The sequence below is a fragment of the Desulfovibrio sp. X2 genome, from assembly GCF_000422205.1.
Taxonomy (GTDB): Bacteria; Desulfobacterota; Desulfovibrionia; order Desulfovibrionales; family Desulfovibrionaceae; genus Alkalidesulfovibrio.
Map to the genome: position 1 here is coordinate 74,293 of NZ_ATHV01000018.1, position 17,445 is coordinate 91,737.

General features: G+C 69.2%; 14 protein-coding genes. 10 read left to right on the plus strand and 4 right to left on the minus strand.

From position 1 onward, the window contains the following. The first annotated feature begins 237 nt into the window (after positions 1-237). The 10 genes from DSX2_RS06635 to DSX2_RS06680 all read left to right on the plus strand — a co-directional run bounded on the left by DSX2_RS06635 (position 238) and on the right by DSX2_RS06680 (position 8,993). Positions 238-711 (plus strand): phage regulatory CII family protein, encoded by a 474-nt coding sequence (locus DSX2_RS06635; protein WP_020880396.1) that lies wholly within the window; start codon positions 238-240, stop codon positions 709-711. Positions 712-899: 188 nt separating this feature from the next. Continuing rightward, positions 900-3,644 carry a toprim domain-containing protein gene (locus tag DSX2_RS06640; RefSeq protein ID WP_020880397.1) on the plus strand — a complete coding sequence of 915 codons (2,745 nt, stop codon included), beginning with the start codon at positions 900-902 and terminating at the stop codon, positions 3,642-3,644. Positions 3,645-3,659: 15 nt separating this feature from the next. Continuing rightward, positions 3,660-4,199, plus strand: coding sequence for a DUF5420 family protein (locus tag DSX2_RS06645; RefSeq protein ID WP_020880398.1), 540 nt, complete (start codon positions 3,660-3,662; stop codon positions 4,197-4,199). Between the two features lie 2 nt (positions 4,200-4,201). After that, entirely contained in the window at positions 4,202-4,561 is a 360-nt protein-coding gene (locus tag DSX2_RS06650; RefSeq protein WP_020880399.1) for a hypothetical protein, read from the plus strand. Positions 4,562-4,571: 10 nt separating this feature from the next. Next, positions 4,572-4,778, plus strand: a complete 207-nt coding sequence (locus DSX2_RS06655) for a hypothetical protein (protein ID WP_020880400.1) — start codon at positions 4,572-4,574, stop codon at positions 4,776-4,778. Continuing rightward, positions 4,775-4,981, plus strand: coding sequence for a hypothetical protein (locus DSX2_RS06660; RefSeq protein WP_020880401.1), 207 nt, complete (start codon positions 4,775-4,777; stop codon positions 4,979-4,981). The genes DSX2_RS06655 and DSX2_RS06660 overlap by 4 nt, the downstream gene beginning before the upstream one ends. Beyond that, positions 4,978-5,184, plus strand: a complete 207-nt coding sequence (locus DSX2_RS06665) for a hypothetical protein (protein ID WP_020880402.1) — start codon at positions 4,978-4,980, stop codon at positions 5,182-5,184. The genes DSX2_RS06660 and DSX2_RS06665 overlap by 4 nt, the downstream gene beginning before the upstream one ends. Before the next feature lie 306 nt (positions 5,185-5,490). Then, positions 5,491-6,483, plus strand: coding sequence for a tyrosine-type recombinase/integrase (locus DSX2_RS06670; RefSeq protein ID WP_035041089.1), 993 nt, complete (start codon positions 5,491-5,493; stop codon positions 6,481-6,483). Positions 6,484-6,990: 507 nt separating this feature from the next. Beyond that, positions 6,991-8,154 (plus strand): hypothetical protein, encoded by a 1,164-nt coding sequence (locus DSX2_RS06675; RefSeq protein ID WP_152512865.1) that lies wholly within the window; start codon positions 6,991-6,993, stop codon positions 8,152-8,154. 173 nt (positions 8,155-8,327) lie between these two features. Then, positions 8,328-8,993, plus strand: coding sequence for a YkgJ family cysteine cluster protein (locus tag DSX2_RS06680; protein WP_020880405.1), 666 nt, complete (start codon positions 8,328-8,330; stop codon positions 8,991-8,993). Here the strand turns inward: DSX2_RS06680 and DSX2_RS06685 are convergent. From DSX2_RS06685 to DSX2_RS06700, 4 genes are all read right to left on the minus strand, one after another. Beyond that, complete coding sequence (locus tag DSX2_RS06685; RefSeq protein ID WP_020880406.1) at positions 8,990-12,385, minus strand: ATP-binding protein; 3,396 nt, start codon at positions 12,383-12,385, stop codon at positions 8,990-8,992. The two genes, DSX2_RS06680 and DSX2_RS06685, sit on opposite strands and share 4 nt — an antisense overlap. 127 nt (positions 12,386-12,512) lie before the next feature. Further along, positions 12,513-15,152 (minus strand): PEP/pyruvate-binding domain-containing protein, encoded by a 2,640-nt coding sequence (locus DSX2_RS06690; protein WP_020880407.1) that lies wholly within the window; start codon positions 15,150-15,152, stop codon positions 12,513-12,515. 111 nt (positions 15,153-15,263) lie between these two features. Then, a complete protein-coding gene (locus tag DSX2_RS06695) occupies positions 15,264-16,391 on the minus strand; it encodes a polysaccharide deacetylase family protein (protein WP_020880408.1) in 1,128 nt (375 codons plus the stop codon). Beyond that, on the minus strand, positions 16,388-17,443 hold the full coding sequence (locus DSX2_RS06700) for a hypothetical protein (protein ID WP_052014712.1): 1,056 nt from the start codon (positions 17,441-17,443) through the stop codon (positions 16,388-16,390). The genes DSX2_RS06695 and DSX2_RS06700 overlap by 4 nt, the downstream gene beginning before the upstream one ends. Positions 17,444-17,445: the final 2 nt, after the last annotated feature.

A 17,445-nucleotide genomic window follows, 5' to 3' on the forward strand; every position in this document is an offset into this window, starting at 1 on the left:
TCCGCCGCAACCGACGCGGCGACATGAAACCCCCTACCCGGCGCGTGCTCATCCTCGCCGGTAAGCTGCTGTCCTTGCGCCTGCTCGTCCGTGAGCTTCTCCGCTCCGGCGCCGTCACTCCGGAGCAGGTTCGCCGAGCGTGGGACGCCGCGAACAGGGCTCCCGAGGCTACCGAAGACCGTACCTGCTAGGGCATTTTCCGTCCACTTGTGTGTCCACTGAGGAGGGAACGACATTATGACCGAGCACGACTCGCGCCCACTGCACCATCTCGACGCCTGTGACGCCTTCAAGCTGGCCGTGGAACAAAGCGGCCTCACCCTGCCGCAGATAGCCTCCCGCCTTGGCTGGTCTGAATCCATGACCAGACGGGTGTTCTCCGCGGAAAAGTTCTTCCCGAGCTACCCCGATCTTCCGAGCTTCTGCGCTGCCGTCGGCAACCTCACCATCGTTCACTGGCTGCTCGCGCGTGCCACCTTCTACGGCATAGACGAGAACCACCAGGACGTGGATTGCAACATGCTCCTGCGGCGCGTGAACGACATTTTCGCCGAAGTCGGGGACGTGGCCGACGAAGCGCGCTCCGCGGTGGCCGACGACATCCTCGAGCCCAGCGAATTGCGCCGACTCATCAAGGAGATATCGGACGTCCTCGAGCGCGGCATGGCCCTGCTCGGCGACCTGCGCACCATGGAGCGCGCCCATGCCTAGCCCGTGCTGTCCAAGGACGCCGGAGGAGGCTGGCGCCTGCTCGGTGGCCGCGCTCAAGGCCTTGGCGGCAGCGTTCCCGCACCTGCGGCCCTGCCCGCGTCTCAGGAGCAGCCGGGGCACTATGCGGTGGGTGTACAGATCCCTGTGCGCGGACTGCCCGGCGAACGATGGCAAGGGGGGACGCAACGATGCTGCGTAACGACATTTCCCCGGAAGAAGTCGTCCGCGCCCTGCTGGCCGAGCCGTCCTACGGCTTCCAGCGAAAGGGCGAGTACCTGCGCGCGGGGAAGTGCCCGGGCTGCGGCAAGAAGACCCTGTACGTGGGCACGGCCCACCCCTGGGTGCTCCGCTGCGAGCGCCTCAACAAATGCTCGTTCGAGGAGCCCGTGCGCTCCGCTCTTCCATCCCTCTTCGCCGACTTCGCCAACCGCTTCCCGCCCACCGAGGAAAACCGCAACGCCACGGCCGACGCCTATCTCGGGCTCGACCGCGGGTTCGACATTTCGCGCCTGCGCGGCTGGTACGAACAGGCGGCCTACCCGGTTCCCGGCACCACGGAGCACATCCCCTCGGTCCGCTTCTACCTCGACCCCGAGCGCACCCGCTGGTGGGAGCGGCTCATAGGCCGCACCAAGAAGGACGGGCAGAAGGCCCACTTCGGCGGCAGGCGCAAGGACGACGGGACGCTGTTCCAGGGAGACGTCTGGACGCCCCCGGGCCAGAAGCTCGAGCGCGGCGACCGCTGCTTCATCGTGGAGGGCATCTTCCACGCCATCGCCCTCTACCTCTGCGGGTTCAAGGTCGCCGCGGCCTTCTCCTGCAACCACATCCCGGAAGCTTTCATCCAGGAGCACAAGGGCGAGAACATCCGGTGGGTCGTGGCCCTGGATTCGGACAAGGCCGGGGGCGACTGGTCGCGCAAGCACCACAAGCGGCTCAAGGAGCTGGGCGAGCTGGCCACGGTCATCCGCCTGCCCGATGGCCAGGATTGGGACGACCTCTACCGCTCCGGCCGCATCAACGACGCCTTCATTTCCGAACGCCTCTACTACGGCCGCCTCTTCATGGCCGAGACGGTGGAGGAGAAGGCCTACCACTACTACGTGCGCAACCGGCGCATGTCCTTCCTCTTGGACTTCAAGAACGCCATGTTCTCCATCACCGTCCCAAGTGCTTTCGAGAAGGAAATCAGCCAGGGGGCTGCCACGTGGCAGGAACAGCAGATCATGGCCAAGAAGAAGGAGGGGCAGGAAGGGGAGACGGCGGGCGAAAAGGAGGCCCCTGCGGAGAGCACGGAAAACCCAATCGAAAGCGTTCTCAAGTCGCCCGAGGGCCGGGAACTCTTCACCCGCCACGTCGGCGTCGACCAGATCTCGAACGTCCATCCCCGCTTCCTCTACATGGAACGCGACGTCCTGGTCGACGAGCAGCGCTACGTCTTCGGCATCGCCTACGCCAACGGCCAGCCTGACGACATCATCGCGATGGAGGGCACGGCCATCACCTCGCCGGATGCATTCCACAAGGCCCTGCTCAACCGCTCGCGCGGCGGCACCTTCGACGGCGACATGCGCCAGTTGAAGATCCTGCGCGACCGCTGGCTCAACTCCCGCCTGACCACGGTGCAGGCCCTGCCCTTCGTCGGCTATGACAAGGATACCAAGGCCTACATCTTCCAGGACCACGCATGGCACAACGGCCGCCGCCTGGACCTGAACAAGCACGGCTACTTCGAGATCAACCGCACCGGCATCAAGTCCGTGCTCAACGGCATCCGCATCAACACGGACGGCAGCAAGTTCGACCCGGGCTGGCTCAAGCAGTTCGCCCGCGCCTTCCACTGGCAGGGGCTGGCCACGCTGGGCTTCTGGTTCGGCTCGCTCTTCGTCCAGCAGATCCGCGCCACGCACAAGACCTTCCCCTTCCTGGAACTCACCGGCGAGCCCGGCGCGGGCAAGTCCACCATCCTGGAGTTTCTGTGGAAGTGCGTCGGCAGGGACGACTACGAGGGCTTCGACCTGCTCAAGTCGTCACCGGCGGGCAGGCGCCGGGCCTTCTCCCAGGTGTCCAACATGCCCGTGGTCATAATCGAGAGCGACCGCGACAACGGCGAGCGGGACGCCCGGCAGAAGCAGTTCGGCTTCGACGAGGTAAAGCCGTTCTTCAACGGCCGCGGCACCGGCACCCTGGGCGTTGCCCGGCGCAGCAACGACGTTGAAGAGCACCTCTTCCAGGCCTCGCTCTTGATCTCGCAAAACGCGGAAGTGGACGGCTCCGAGGCGCTCCTGCAGCGCATCGTGCATTGCCATGCGGACAAGAAGCACCACGGTCCGGGCACGCGCGAGGTCGCCCGCTGGTTCGAGCGCCAGACATCGGCCGAGGTCGGCGGATTCCTGGCCGCGGCTCTCGGCCGCGAGCGCGAGATCCTCGAGAAGTACACCGAAGCCTTCGAGCGCATCGAGGCGCACTACGCCGCCATGGGCGCGCTCAAGAACGAGCGCATCATCAAGAACCACGCCCAGGTCGCGGCCTGCGGAGAGGCCCTGCAGGTCCTCTTCCCGGACATGGCCGGGCACCTCACGGAAGGGCTCACCGAGTACCTGCACATCCGGGCCAAGGCGCGCGAGCAGCGTCTCGCTGCCGACCACCCGCTGGTGGAGCAGTTCTGGGAGATCTTCGACTACCTCCAGTCCGGCCGCGCCCACAAGATCGGCAACAGCCTCAACCACTCCAAGGACCCCGGCACCATTGCCGTCAACCTCAACCATTTCCGCGAGGAATCCAGGGCAGGCGGCCAACCCGACCTGGACATGCAGGCGCTCAAGAAGCTCCTGCCCTTCTGCAAGCGCTTCAAATTCCTCGACGCCAACCGCACCGTGCGGTCGTGCCAGACCGAGAAGCCGATGAAATGCTGGGTGTTCCAGCAAAAATAACGAGGAGACGTGACCATGCAGAGCAAGTTCTACATCGGCGAAGGAGACGAAGCAGCCAAGCTCATCGCATCCCTTGACCAAGCCTTGGCGAGTTTCAGCAAAGCGAGGGAAGAGACGTGTTCCGTCTTTGGGTTCGACGGCGTTCTTTCTCGAGAACTACCCCTCGGTGGAGTAACCGTCGTCGGCTTCTGGACAAAGGATGACATCGAGGTAGGACAGCGCACCTCCAGGGGCGTTCTCCCTCAGTCCATGTCCGGAGATGGCCACGGCTGGCGACCGGACATGAGGACCAAGACGGGCAAGATATTGAAGGCGGCGCTCACGGAGTTGAACGACAAAACAGTCGATTACTCCGTCTACCTGACCAGGAGCCTCGGCATCGGGTTCCACGCCGCGTTCAATGGGAGGCTTTACATCTCCGTGGCCGGAGCTGTCGGAGGGAAGGTACTCGCAAAAGTCCCGCAACGCGACTACAGCGACACCACGGCGCCAACCCCGCCGCAGTGGATGCGCGAGGTCAAGGAATCCGAATTCCTGGCCGCGCAGGGGAGGTAGTGATGAAGACATCCGAGCGTATCTTCGACCTCATAGCGAAGTTGCCCCCGACCTCTATCCTAGGCCTCACCATTTCGTCCCTCGCCAGCCTGGACGCGGAGGTTTGCCGGGCCAGATGCAAGCACAAGAGTAACGCCCTGCTTTATGAGGTCCTGCTCGAGGAAGTCTGCGAGCTGATCAACGCCGCTCTCGCCGGAGCGTCCAAGGAGGAGATCAACGCGGAGGCCATACAGGTCGCTTGCGTCGCCCTGCGCATCTACGAGGAAGGTAGCGCCATCGAGGCGAGAGAGATGCTGCATAGCATCTCCGCGAAAGAAGATCAGCTCCGAGACTATCTCCGCTCGCGCGGGACGCCAGACTGAAGGAGGGGATATGACAAACTACAGCGCAGGCGACCGCATCTATTCCAGCCGCCACACAAGCGGCGAGATCCTGGTGGACATCGCGGGGAGCAAGGTGCTCCTGGGGCGCGTCATACGGAAGGACGGGACGCCGGGCCGCGAGGTCATAGTGCCCAGGGAGGCCGTTGTCGCGCAGCGGCTGCTCCTGCCCGGCTGCGACAAGGGGGGCGCGGCATGAACGGCTTTGACGTCTGGTCGGATGAACTCGTGTTCCCCGGTGGCCCCAGGGCGCGGAAGTCCGAGGTCTTGCCCGGCTTCTGCCATGCCTGCCCGGAAGAGGACGGCTGCGGGCGAGACGGCGGCGATGCCTGCCGGTTCGCGCTCGCGCACGTCCGCAAGCGCCATGCCCTGCGCGGCGTGGCCAGGGAGGCGCGGGCGTGAAGAGATACTTTGAAGTGACCTACTGCTCGTCCATCGGCAGTTGCCCGCGGCACAAGCGATGCGTGCGGGCTGACCCTCCGGAGGACGACTACCTGCTCTGGATCGACTACTGGCGGCTCTACGGCGCGCAATGCCCCATGTTCCTCGAGCCGCGCTACCTGCCTCGCGTCGTCGTCCATGATGAGACCATGGTCAGGGTCTAGGCATGTCCAGGATCAAGTCTCCGGATACAGCGCGTCGGATCATGGATCGCTACGCGGTATGTCGCTGGATTCCTGTCAGTGCCGCGGCGCTCTCCGCAGGCGTTTGCGAGAACACCATCCGTACATGGGCAGACGCGGGAATAATCGTCTCTCGCCGAACGCCTGGCGGGCATCGTCGCATTGATCGTGAATCGCTGGTCCCTATGGACCAGGACGAGGCAATAGCCCTTGAAATCGTCGGCTGTCTGGAACATTAAGATCTCCATGCGCCTTGTCTGCCGCCACGACAAAGGCGGGACGTGGTATGTGGAGCTGGCACGCGGAAAGAAGCGCAGCCTCCGGACCAAAGACCGCACGGAAGCGGAACGCCGCTTCAAGCTTCTCCAGCGCGAAATCGCCATGGGCAAGCTCGTGGTCATGGAACGCGGCACGACAAAGACCCTCAAGGAATTCCGCGATGAATACGTGGAATGGGCAGAGAATGGCGGCCAGACGCATGCCACGTCCAGGATGAACCGCATGGCCCTGGACATGCTCATTGACGCGGCTGGAGGATCTACGCGCTTGGACAGGGTATCCCGCAGGCATCTCGACACGCTGGTGGCCACCTGGCGCAAACGCGGCCTTTCCGACAGGAGCATCGACACGTACACGCGTCATCTCAAGGCCGCCCTCGGCAAGGCAGCGGACTGGGAGATCATCAAAGAAAATCCCCTCGGCCAGGTGAAGATCCCGCGCCGCAAGCCCAAGGTTCGGCCGCACATTCCGCCCGAGGAAATCGAGCGCTTCCTGGGCGGAATCGAGGATCTGACATGGCGGCGCATCGTGGCCCTCTACTGCGCCACCGGGCGTAGGCGCCAGGAGCTGCTCTATCTGGAATCGGACATGGTGGACATGAAGCGCCGCCGGTATTGCGTGGATCGCTCCAAGACGGACGAATCAGAGGGCTGGTACCCCATGACCCCTGCGGCCTTCGCCGCCTTCGAGGCCATGGCCCCGTTCCCCGAGGGCTACCTCCTCCCGCGCATGCACCCGGACACCATGAGCCACCGGATCAAGGAGCACCTTGTCGCGGCTGGGTACCCGCGCGTCTCGCTCCATGGATTGCGCGTCTCCTTCGCGGCGCGGTACCTCTCGGCCGGAGGCAGCCTCACGGTGCTGCAGCGCATGCTCGGCCATGCCGACTTCGGAACCACCCAGGACCATTACGCCACCCTTGTGCCCGGCTACCTTGAGGAAGAGGCCTCCCGCGTCTCCTTCGCCGTGGATCTGCAGGGCCTCCTCCGCGTCGTGAAATAGCACCCCGTTTGCACCCCCTTCACCCACGAACCCAACTCCCTGGCCATCCGCCGGTTGCTTCGTAATCAGCAGGCCTGGGGTTCAAGTCCCCAAGCTGGCTCCAGGAAAGATCAAGGCCGACAGGGCAGTCCCCCTGTCGGCCTTTTTTCGTCCTCCGGACAGCGGCGCGCGCGCCGGGGCCGGGATGGGCGGGCACGGCCCCGGGGTGTCGAAAAGCAGTCTCTGCGGCAGGCGAAAAACCGTCGCTCGGCGTTCATCTCCAATGGCGCAACTGCCAGCCATATTTCGCCAATTTGTATCAAATTGCCGATTTAAAGAGTCAACTTTCCGACCCCCGCGTCACCGGTCGATCCGGGGGCCACGGCCGCACGCACGAGCGTCCCCATGCCGTCTGGACCGCTGCCCCGGACGCGGAACAAGAACCGAGATTCATTTTTCATCCTCCACCCCCTTGCGGCCCGCGCCGCGATGAGTAGATTCCTCACTATGCCGACGACGCGACACCCCTTGCGATCACAGCAGGAAAGCGGCCCCGTCACGGAACAGGTCCGCGGCTCCTTTCTCGACCTCGTGCAGCAGGCGCCCGAAGAGGTGAAGCCTGCGCTCCTCGGCCTGCTCGTCTCGGTCAAGCGCGGCTTCGACGCCGCGGGCGGACCGCCGCCGCTCGAGCAGTGCGAGGCCGAGCTCTCCACCTGGGCCGACCTGCTCTGCCTGCTGGTGGCCCTGCGCCGGGCCGCGGACGAGGCGCCGCGCGGCACCGAGGCCACGCGCCTGGCCCGGCTGGAGCGCCGCTTCGCCCTGCTCAAGCGCTCGCACGAAAAGAGCCTCCTGATGATCGAGATCATGTTCGAGCTGATCGACGCGGGCCAGGAGTTCCAGGCCGTGCGCGACGTGGTGGAGCAGAGCGCCGAGGTGCTGCGCCACGAGCTCGGCGCGGACATGTACGTCTGCCGCCTGCGCCGCGAGGACGGCTCCTGGGAGAACGTGGCCGCGGACACCGCGGACGGCCGCTCCACGCCCATCTTCGTGCACGACATGGAGGAGACGCACCCCCACCATCCGGTCATGCGCGCGGTGCACGACGGCTCGCGCAAGGTCTTCTTCGTGGTCTCCAACGACCTGCGCGGCTCGGAGATCGGCGGCGAGTCGCTGGACTGCACGCCCTTCAAGGTGGGCTACCGCTCGCGGCTGTCCTTCATCCTGCGCGACGCCCAGGGCAAGGCCTTCGGCCTGCTGCTCCTCTACGACCGCCGCGACCGCTATTTCGACCGCTTCGAGTCCGCCTTCCTCACGGACTGCGGCCGCATCGTCTCCCTGACCGTGGGCCGCCGCCTGGACGTCTGCCGCGACGCCCTGGCCAAGGCCGCGGGCGGCATGGCCCACGTGGGCAACAACGTGCTGGCGATCATCAAGAACTATGTCGAGATCGTCATGGACGAGCTCGAGGACCTGCGCCGCATCTACGGCATGGAAGGCCGCGAGGGCGGGCTCATGCCCTACGAGGCGCTCGGCGTGGACAAGAAGATGGAGTACCTGCGCCAGGCCCAGCTCGGCGTGGACCGCCTGCGCCTGGCCATCATCCGGCTGGGCGAGTCCGTGGAGCATCCGGTGATCATGCCCTACATCCGCGGAGAAGAGGTCCTGGACCTCGAACCCGGCCTGCACGACTAGCCTTCCTTCCCCGAAAAGAGTGTCCGCCCGCCGCGCGCTGTACATGCGGCCGGGCAGGGGCGTATACGCATGGACGCGCGGGAGATGCGCGGGAGGCGCGCTGCCTGCTGCCGCGCGCCCGCCCCGTCGCGCCCCCCGGAGCAGCCGGATTTCGTCCGGCCCGGAGAAGACGCATGCCCCCAGGCCGCGCCATGCCCGTGGACGTCACGCCGTTCCGGGTCCGTTTCCCCGACGAGGCGGCCCTGCCCTGGCTCGCGCCCCTGCTCGACGCCTACGCCCTGATGGACGCGGCCATGCACGCCGCGGCGCGCGAGGAGCGGGGACGGACCGGCCGCGCCCCCGCCTGCGGCCCGGGCTGCGCCCATTGCTGTCGCCAGCCCGTCCCGGCCTCCGAGGCCGAGCTCAGGGGCCTTGCCTGGTACGCGGCCAAGACCCTGCGCGGCCCTGCCCGTGCCCGGGTGGCCGAGGCCCTGCGCGGCTTGCGCCTGCAAAGCCCCTGCCCCTTCCTGCTGGACGGCGCCTGCGCGGTCTATGCGCTGCGCCCGCTGGCCTGCCGGGAATTCGTGGTCCTCGGCCGACCCTGCGCCGCGCGCGAGGACCCCACGACGGCCAGGCCGGACGACATGCTCCTGCCGCCGCCCGCGGCGCAGCGCGGCGCGCTGCGCCTGCTCCTGCCGCGCGGCGTGCTTTCCGAGGAAAAGCAAGGGCTTCACGGGGAAGACGGGGAGAAGGGAGAGAACGGGAAGGCCGCGCGGGCGCGGGCGCTGCTTGCGGCCTCGCGTCCCCTGCAGCGCGCCGACTGGCGGAAGCTGATCCGGGTCCTGGCGGCTTCGGGCTAGGCCATGTCCCTGACCTGGCTGCCCAGATACTCCCGGGCGGCGTCCAGAAGCTCCCGCACCTCGCGGCGCAGGTCGGAGAGGAACGTCCTGGCGGCCGCGAGGTCGCCCGCCCGCACCGCGCGCTCCACCTTGTGCGCGGCCTCCTGCCCCCGCTGCGCGGCCAGGGTGCCGCACTCGCCCTTGAGCGAATGGGCCAGGCGCACGGCCGCCTCCCCGTCGCCTGCGGCCAGGGCCTCGGCCAGGGAGGAGAGCTTGTCCGGCATGGTCGAGAGCGCCATGCGGTAGACCTCGCACACGAAGCTCATGTCGTTGTCCACGCGGCCGAGCAGGCAGGCCGTGTCGAGCACGGCCAGGGCCGCGCCCTCCCGTCCGTCCCCGCCCGCGACCTTCGCGTCCGTCGCCGCGCCGCCCGGAACTGCGCCGCCTGAAACTGCGCCAGTGAAGACGCGCACCGCCGGGGGCTCGATGCACGGGGCCGCGACCGCGGGCGCGCGACCGGCCGTGACCTGCTCCAGAACCTGGGCGAGATCCGCACGGCTCACGGGCTTGGCCACGAAGCCGTCCATGCCCGCCTGCGCGCACAGGGAGCGGTATTCGGCGACCACGTGCGCGGTCATGGCCACCACCGGGGTGGTGCGGGCCGCCTCGCCCGCCTCCCCGGCGCGGATGCGCCGCGTGGCCTCGAGCCCGTCCATGTCCGGCATCTCCAGGTCCATGAGCACGGCGTCGAAGCTCTCCCCGGACAGGACCGCGAGCGTCTCCCGGCCGCTCCCGGCCACGCGCACGCGGTGCCCCAGGTGGCCGAGCATGGCCACGGCCACCTTGACGTTGACCCGGTTGTCCTCGCACAGGAGCAGGGAGAGCGGGCGCTCGGCCGCCACGGTCTCCTCGCGGTGGCGGTTGCGCGCGGCCAGCGCCTCGTCGCCAGAGGCGAGCGGGACGACGAAGCGGAAGGTGCTGCCCCGGCCGGGCTCGCTCTCGGCCCAGATGCGGCCGCCCATCTTGTCCACGATCTCGCGCGAGATGGCCAGGCCGAGGCCCGTGCCCCCCCTGGCGCGCAAGGGCCCGTCCGCGGCCTGGCGGAAGGGCTCGAAGATCTCGGGCAGCCGCTCGGGGAGAATGCCGGGGCCGGTGTCCGCGACGTTGAAGGCAACGGGCGTCCGGCCGTTTCCCTGCGCGCCTTCCCCGCCCGTCCCGTCCGCCTCGGCCCTGCCTGGCGCGGCCCGCTCCACGCGGATGCGCACCTCGCCCTTCTCCGTGAACTTGACCGCGTTGCCCACCAGGTTGACCAGCACCTGGCGCAGCCTGCCGCCGTCCCCATGCACGGCCGGAGGCAGGTCCGGGGCCACGTCCAGCACGAGCTCGAGGCCCTTGCGCCCGGCCTGGACCTGCATGGTCCTGACCACCGAGGCCAGGAGCTCGTGCAGCAGGAAGTCCGAGTCGTCGAGGGTGAGGCCCATGGCCTCGATGCGCGAGAGGTCGAGGATGTCGTTGATCACCAGCAGCAGGTGGTCGGCCGCGTCGCGCACGGTCTCCAGGTGGTCGCGCTGGCCCCCGTCCAGGGAAGAGCGCAGGACCTCCTCGGTGAGGCCGATGATGGCGTTCATGGGGGTGCGGATCTCGTGGCTCATGGCGGCCAGGAAGCGGCTCTTGGCGCGGCTCGCGGTCTCGGCCTCGTCCTTGGCCGACTTGAGCGCGGCCTCCATGGAGCGCAGGTCCGAGACGTCCATGAGGCACTCGATGTAGCCCCAGACCTTGCCCGAGTCGTCGCGGATCGGGGCGCAGTAGGCCTTGAAGGCCATGCCCATGATGGCCTCCTCCTCGGGCGAGGACTGCCGGGAGAGGACCCCGGCCGACGGGTTCTCCAGGTCGAGCAGGCACTCCGGGCACCGCCGCGGCCTGTTCTTCAGGACCTCGTGGCAGGGGCGGCCCAGGACCTCTCCGCGGGGCCGGTCCAGGAAGCCCAGCATCTTGTCCCCGATGTCCGTCACCCGCTGCTCGCGGTCCATGACCAGGACGCGGCCCGGAATGGCCTCGAAGATGGCGCGCAGGCGGCCGTTGGCCAGGGAGAGCTCTGCGGTGCGCTCCTCCACCTTGTGCTCCAGGGTGGCGAAGGATTCCTTGAGCTGCCCGGCCATGTCCGTGAAGGTCCGGGCCAGATGGCCGATCTCGTCCTCGCGCGCCACGTCCACGGGATAGTCCCACTGCCCGCGCGAATAGGCCTCGGCCGCCCGGGCGAGCATCTCCACGGGCCGGGCGATGCGCGCCGAGACGAGCGCCCCGGCCAGCCCCGCCAGGACCACGGCCACGATGCACAGGAGCAGGGTGTTGCGCAGGTTGCGGTCGATGCCGCCGAGCACGTCCGAGGCCGGGACCACGGCCACAACCAGCCAGTCCAGGCCGTGGCCGTCGGAGAAGGACTTGGCCTGCAGGAAGTTGCGTCGGCCGTTCAGCTCCATGTCGTCGAAGATCTCGCCGCGCACCTCGCCGAGGCTTCCGGCCGCGACCGCGAGGCTGCGCGCGGCCGCCTCCACCAGGGGCAGGCCGCAGTTCTCCGCGCGCACGCGCACGGCCTTGCCGTTCTGCTCGTGGAACAGCCCCTCGGGCGGTAGCCGGGAGGCGGCCACCAGGTCGCCGTCGCGCTCCATGACGAAGAGTTCGCCGTGGCTGCTGACCTTGATCCCGGCCAGGAAGTCGTGGATGCCCGAGAGCACGTAGTCCGCGCCGAAGACCCCGAGCAGCCTGCCTTCGGCATCGTAGACGGGCAGCGCGGCGGTGAGCGCCATGTCCTTGATCGTGAAGTGGCGGTAGATGGGGCTCCAGGCCGGGGCGTGGGCCGCCTCGCCCGCCCTGTACCAGGGCCGGGTGCGGGGATCGAAGTTCCTGTAGGTCTGGCGCAGGGCCAGGGCGTGGCCCTTCGCGTCGATGGAGAAGTACCGCGAGTCGCCGCCCGTCTCCGGCCCGGCCTGCACGATCTGCACCTCGCCGTCGGGCAGGCGGCGCGCGCCGTAGAATTCACCCTCTGCGGTGCCGAAGAAGGAGTAGAGGATGCCGGGATGGGTCCTGACCTGGTCGGCGAAGAAGCGCTGCCGGGTCAGGGGGTCGGCGAGGTCGAGCAGGCCGGAGCGCATGGCGGCCAGGTTTTCCGCGTCCACCGCCTGGGGCACGGCGAGGAAGGCGCGCAGCCGCTCGTCCACGCGCGTCAGGATCTCGGAGCGCTGCTGTCGCGCCACGTCCTCCACGGCGGGCTTGACGTCGGACAGCGTCACCCAGGCCACGAGCGCGGCCGTGGCCACGATCAGGGCCACGATGGGCGCGGTGAAGACCACGCGCAGCGGTGCTCTGCTCAGCAGTCCACGCAGGTTCCTGCGCCGGACGCGCGGCGTGTCCATCGTCATTGTCCCCCAAGGATCGGCGCGCCGTGCGGCGGCCGTCGGACCGCGCCCGATTCCGGCGCGGCGTGGCCGTCCCCCCCGGTCTCGGCCATAAAATATATGATCGCCTACTTGCGCTGACCTGTCAACCTCCGGTCCTCTCCAGCGGGGGTCGTTCGAAGGCGTAGTTGCCCTTGAAGAACTCCTCCACGTACCAGTCGATCTGCGCGTCGTCCGCGAGCACCATGTCCAAGAGGCGCACAGAGCCGAGCAGGCGACCGAGCTGGTCGAGCTTGGCGCACAGCTGCGCCGCGTCGTACTTCTTCATCTCCGCCTTGATCCAGTCGCCGCGCTGCGCCACCTTGAAGCCCAGGCGCAGCAGGAGCGCGCCGATGAGCGCCGCGCGCCGCGTGCGCCGCCCCACGTCCGCGGCCCCGCCCTTGAAGGAGAAGGTCACGTAGTTGTCGTTGATGGCCGGGCCGCAGTAGGCGTCCACGGTGGCGAAGTGGTAGCCGAGCCGTCCGTTGAAATTCATGTATTCCGCCGAGATCACGGCGTAGTTGGCCTCGCCCATGCGGCCCTCCTGCACGGGATCGCGGAAGACCGACTCGGCCACGATGGAGGCGAAGCCCGCCAGGTTCACCCCGGGCGTGCCGTGCCAGCGCACGTCGGGATGGCGCATGCCCTTGAGCATGGCCGCGAAAGGCACGCTCAGCACCTCGTCCACCTGGGCCAGGCGCTTGTCCTTGCGCGGGGCCAGCCCCCCGCCCAGGTCCACGACCAGCACGCGCATGGGGAGCCCGGTGAAGAGCGGCACCGCGCCCCGGCCCTGCGGCTCGTCGCCCTCGGCCAGCTCCTCGGCGATGTCGAACATCTCGCGCATGGCCATCTCGTGGGCGAAGCGGATGATGTCGTGCAGGGTGCGGCAGGAGTCGGGCGAGAAGTCCTCCCGCTCCGGGTCCACGAGGTTCAGCGGGGCGATGTGGGAGAGCGCCTCCTGCACGGCCTTGTAGACCGGGCTGCCCTTCATCAGGTTCACGGGCCTGCGCTCGGAAAGCAGGGCCTCCACCCGGCCCGCGTAGACCACGCGGCCGCTCGCGTCCAGGGTGACCTCCTCGCCGTGGCGCACAAGGGCCGTGGCCTGTCCGGTGCCCACCAGGGTGGGGATGCCGAACTCTCGCGCCACCGAGGCCATGTGGCCGGTCACGCTGCCCACGTCCGTGACGATGCCCGCCACCCTGCCCATGAAGGCCACGTAGGCGGGCGAGGTCTGCCGGGCCACGAGGATGGCGCCGGGCGGCACGTCGTGCAGGTGGTGGTCGGCGCGCACCACGTAGGCCGGTCCGGCCGCCGTGCCCGGGCTCGCGGACTGCCCGCCCGAGAGCAGCGGCACCCGGCCGGGCAGGTAGGCGCAGGCCTCGGCCTCGACCGCGCGCTGCGCCCGGGCCAGGGGGCGGGCCTGCAGCACGTACATGCGGCCGTCGCCGTCCATGGCCCACTCCACGTCGAGCGGCGCGCCGTAGTGCTCCTCCAGGCGCAGGGCATAGTCCGCCAGAGTGGCCACCTGCGCGCGCGAAAGCGCCGGGAGCCCGGCCTGCGCGTCGGGTACGGCCTGCCCGACGATGCCCTGGTCATTAGAGCCGCCCGCAGACGCGAGGCGCAGGGCCGTGTCCTTGTGCGCTATCTCCTCGACCGCGACGGCGCGCGAGGCCCGGCGCACGCGCCAGAAATCCGAGGGCTGCGAACCGTCCACCACGCCGAGCCCGAGCCCGAAGGCCGCGGAGACGAGCACGTCGTCCGCCCTGCTCTCCGTGTCGCCCCGGCCGCCGCCCTGCGCGGCGTTGGGGTCCGCCGTGTAGAGCACGCCGCTTGCGCGCGCGTCGATCATGGTCAGGACCAGCACGCTCATCATCACGTCCTGGTCGGAGTAGCCCTTGCTGCGGCGGTAGAAGACCGCGCGCGGGGTCCAGGCGCTGGCCACGACCTCGCGCCAGGCGCGGGAGAGCCCGCCCGGCGCCACGCCGAGCACCGTGGCGTGCTGCCCGGCGAAGGAGGCCTCGGAATCCTCGCAGGCGGCCGAGGAGCGCACGGCGAGGCGCACGTCCGGGCCGAAGGTGCGGGCCATGTCCGCCCCGGCGGCGTCCAGGGCCGCGGACAGCTCCGCGGGCAGGGGCGCCGCCGTGATGCGCCGCCCGGCCTCGGCGCAGGCGGCCTCCAGGGCCTCGGTGTCCGCGATGTCCACGCCCGCGAGCAGCCGGTGGACGCCCTCCCCGAGTCCGCCAGCGCGCAGGAAGGCGGCAGCGGCCGAGGCGGTCACGGCGAAGCCGCGCGGCGTGGGAAGCCCCACGCGGTTGCCCACCTCGCCCAGGTTCGCGGCCTTGCCGCCCACCTCGCCGAGCTGTTCCAGGGAGAGCTGCACGAGGGGCAGCACGAGATCGGGGGAGCTGAAGGAACGGTGGCGCGTGAGCGCCTGCAGGGCGGACACGCCGATGGACTCGGCGCGGTCGAAGAGCCCGGGCCAGCGGCCGCCTCCCAGGGCGTTCAGGTCCTCGACGATGTCGTAGACCGCGCCCATGAGCGTCTCGGCCAGGGCCAGGGCGTCGTCCAGGACGAAGGAGCGCCCCTCGTAGACCAGGCGCTCGAGGTCGGTCATCAGCTCCAGGGCCTGGTTGTTGCCCGCGAGCAGGCTCTTGAAGAGCCCGTACTTGCGCTCCAGGGGGCCCGGCTCGCCGTCGTGCGGTCCGGCTGCCGCCTTGCGGCGGAAGAAGTCGAGGAAGCGGGGCATGGCCGTCCTTCGCCGCGCGTCTGCGCGGGCTTCAGACCTCCTGCATAAGCGGCCGCCGCGGCCAAGGCAATGATTGATCCCGGCCCACGAGGCGGAGGCGCGGGCCCCGCGTCAGCGCTTCAGCACGTAGGTGCCGTCCGCCGTGAGCGCGCAGCTCGCCCGCACGAACTCGTAGAGCCCGTGCAGGGTGGTGATCTCCACCTCGGGGTCCGTGGTCAGGACCTTGAGCAGGGCGGCCCACTCCGCCGGGGAATACTCCTCCGCGCCGTGGGAGTAGATGCAGCCCGCGGCGTGCTCCTTCTTCAGCTTGTCCAGGAAGGCGTGCACGCGCGCCGCGAAGTCCGGGGCCGAGGTGCTCGGGCCGAAGAGGCTCTTGGGCTTGTCCGCCCAGATGCGGAAGACGTCGTAGGGCTTGCCGCCCGCCAGCACCAGGTTGCCCTGCTCGCCCGTGCGGCCGCACTCGTAGCCGAGCTCCCTGGCCACGGTGCGCGTGGTCCTGTTGTTGGACAGGAAGGGGTAGATGACGTCGCGACAGGTGTAGCCCGGGATGTTGGCCTCGATGTCGCGCTTGGACTCGCCGAGCTCGTAGCGCACGACCTCCCTGGGGTCCACGAACAGCGGGGCGAAGCCCGCCTTGAAGAAGATGTCCGTGTGCTCGGCCGGGGCCAGGAAGGAGGAGCGGATGGCGGCGTAGTACGGGTTCACGAGCTGGGCCGCGAAGCCCGGGGTGCGGTTGACGGCGTCCACCACGGCGCGCAGGTCCGGCGTGGGGCCGTCCTGGGAGAGGTCCAGGTCGAGCACGGGCGCGGCCGGATTGTCCACGAAGAAGCGCAGATGGCCCTGGGCCACGCTGGCCCAGGCGGCCTTGGCGCCGTTTCTCCAGTAGCGCACGGTGACGGCGTCGTCCGCGACCAGGGGGACGTGGTCGCGGGTGTGCGAGGCGATCTCGTGGCCCTTGGCCACGCGCTCGGCCAGGATCTTCCAGTCCTCGGGCGAGACCCTGGCCGTGTTCAGGGCCAGGGTGGCCTTGAGCCCGTAAACGTCACAGGCCTTGGTCAGGCCGAGCCAGACGTCCATGTGCGGATAGTCGTCCACGACCAGGGCCACGGCGGCCTTGGGCTTCGCGGGCTGGGCGGCCAGGGCGCCCGGCGCGGCCGGTCCGGCGCAAAGGAGCAGGAACAGCGCCGCGGCGAGGAAGAGCCCGGCGCGCGCGCGCCCGGACGTCAGGACATGGATCATTTCTTCTTTCCCCCCTTGAGCATGGTGAACAGGTCCGGCTCGTTCCCTCCGAGCCGCCAGACGTAGAGCTTTCTGAAGCCCGCCGTGCGCGCCGCGTCCCAGAGCGTGGCGAAGGTCGCGCCGTCCGCGTACCAGACCTCGTGGCGCCTGCCTTGGGCGTCGTCGTAGGAGCAGGTGCGGTAGCCGCTCTCGGGATCGCGGCCGGGCGAGCAGCCCACGGAGCGCGCGAGCCTCTCGGCGTCGGACTCGGTGAGCGATTTGACCGCCTTGCCCTCGCGCCAGTCGAAGCCGCCCGTGGCCAGGGCCAGGGCGCAGCGGTCGAGCCCGCCGATGGCCCGGAGCGAGGCGGCCAGGGAGGCCAGGAAGGTGGGCGTGGCCTTGGGGCCGGGGCCGCTGTGCGAGCCGAAGAGGTTGTAGCCCATGACCGTGTAGTCGATGCCTTGCGGCAGCGCGTGGCCGAGGTAGCGGCGCTTGGGCTCGAGGACCACGGACAGGGAGAGGCCTCTCGCCGCCAGGGCGTCGCGCAGTTCGGGCAGGAAGGCGAGGTAGCGCGGCCAGTCGGCCTCGAGCACGTTCTCGTAGTCGAGCTCCACGCCGGAGAAGCCCCTGCCCTCGGCCAGGGCCAGGATCTGGCGCACGTGCTCGGCGCGCGCCGCGGGGTCCCCCAGGAAGCGGTTCACGAGGGCCGGGTCCTTGCGCTTCTCCGCGCCCTTGGCCACGCGGTCGTTGACCACGCAGAGGTAGAGCGGCACGCCCAGCGAGCGCGGCGGCGCGGCCGGGTCGGACAGGGCGCGGACCCATTCCGGGGCCAGGAAGAGGTTGCCCTCGCCGTCGAAGTAGGCGGCGAAGACGCTTATGCGGTCGAAGAGGCCGGGGTTGGCGGAAATCTCGTCGAGCCCCCGCCTCTGGTCCCAGTCCACGCTCCAGGCGCCGAGCGAATCGATGGGCGCGGCCTCGTAGCGCACGTTCGAGGGGCCGCAGCCCGCGGGCAGCAGGCAGAGGCAAGCGAGCAGCAGCAGGCCGCCGACCTTGGGCGCGCCGCGGCGCGTCACGT

Coding starts and splice junctions, on each gene's coding strand:
- DSX2_RS06635 (WP_020880396.1), top strand. CDS start 238: ATGACCGAGCACGACTCGCGCCCACTGCACCATCTCGACGCCTGTGAC.
- DSX2_RS06640 (WP_020880397.1), top strand. CDS start 900: ATGCTGCGTAACGACATTTCCCCGGAAGAAGTCGTCCGCGCCCTGCTG.
- DSX2_RS06645 (WP_020880398.1), top strand. CDS start 3,660: ATGCAGAGCAAGTTCTACATCGGCGAAGGAGACGAAGCAGCCAAGCTC.
- DSX2_RS06650 (WP_020880399.1), top strand. CDS start 4,202: ATGAAGACATCCGAGCGTATCTTCGACCTCATAGCGAAGTTGCCCCCG.
- DSX2_RS06655 (WP_020880400.1), top strand. CDS start 4,572: ATGACAAACTACAGCGCAGGCGACCGCATCTATTCCAGCCGCCACACA.
- DSX2_RS06660 (WP_020880401.1), top strand. CDS start 4,775: ATGAACGGCTTTGACGTCTGGTCGGATGAACTCGTGTTCCCCGGTGGC.
- DSX2_RS06680 (WP_020880405.1), top strand. CDS start 8,328: ATGCCCCCAGGCCGCGCCATGCCCGTGGACGTCACGCCGTTCCGGGTC.
- DSX2_RS06685 (WP_020880406.1), bottom strand. CDS start 12,385: ATGGACACGCCGCGCGTCCGGCGCAGGAACCTGCGTGGACTGCTGAGC.
- DSX2_RS06690 (WP_020880407.1), bottom strand. CDS start 15,152: ATGCCCCGCTTCCTCGACTTCTTCCGCCGCAAGGCGGCAGCCGGACCG.
- DSX2_RS06695 (WP_020880408.1), bottom strand. CDS start 16,391: ATGATCCATGTCCTGACGTCCGGGCGCGCGCGCGCCGGGCTCTTCCTC.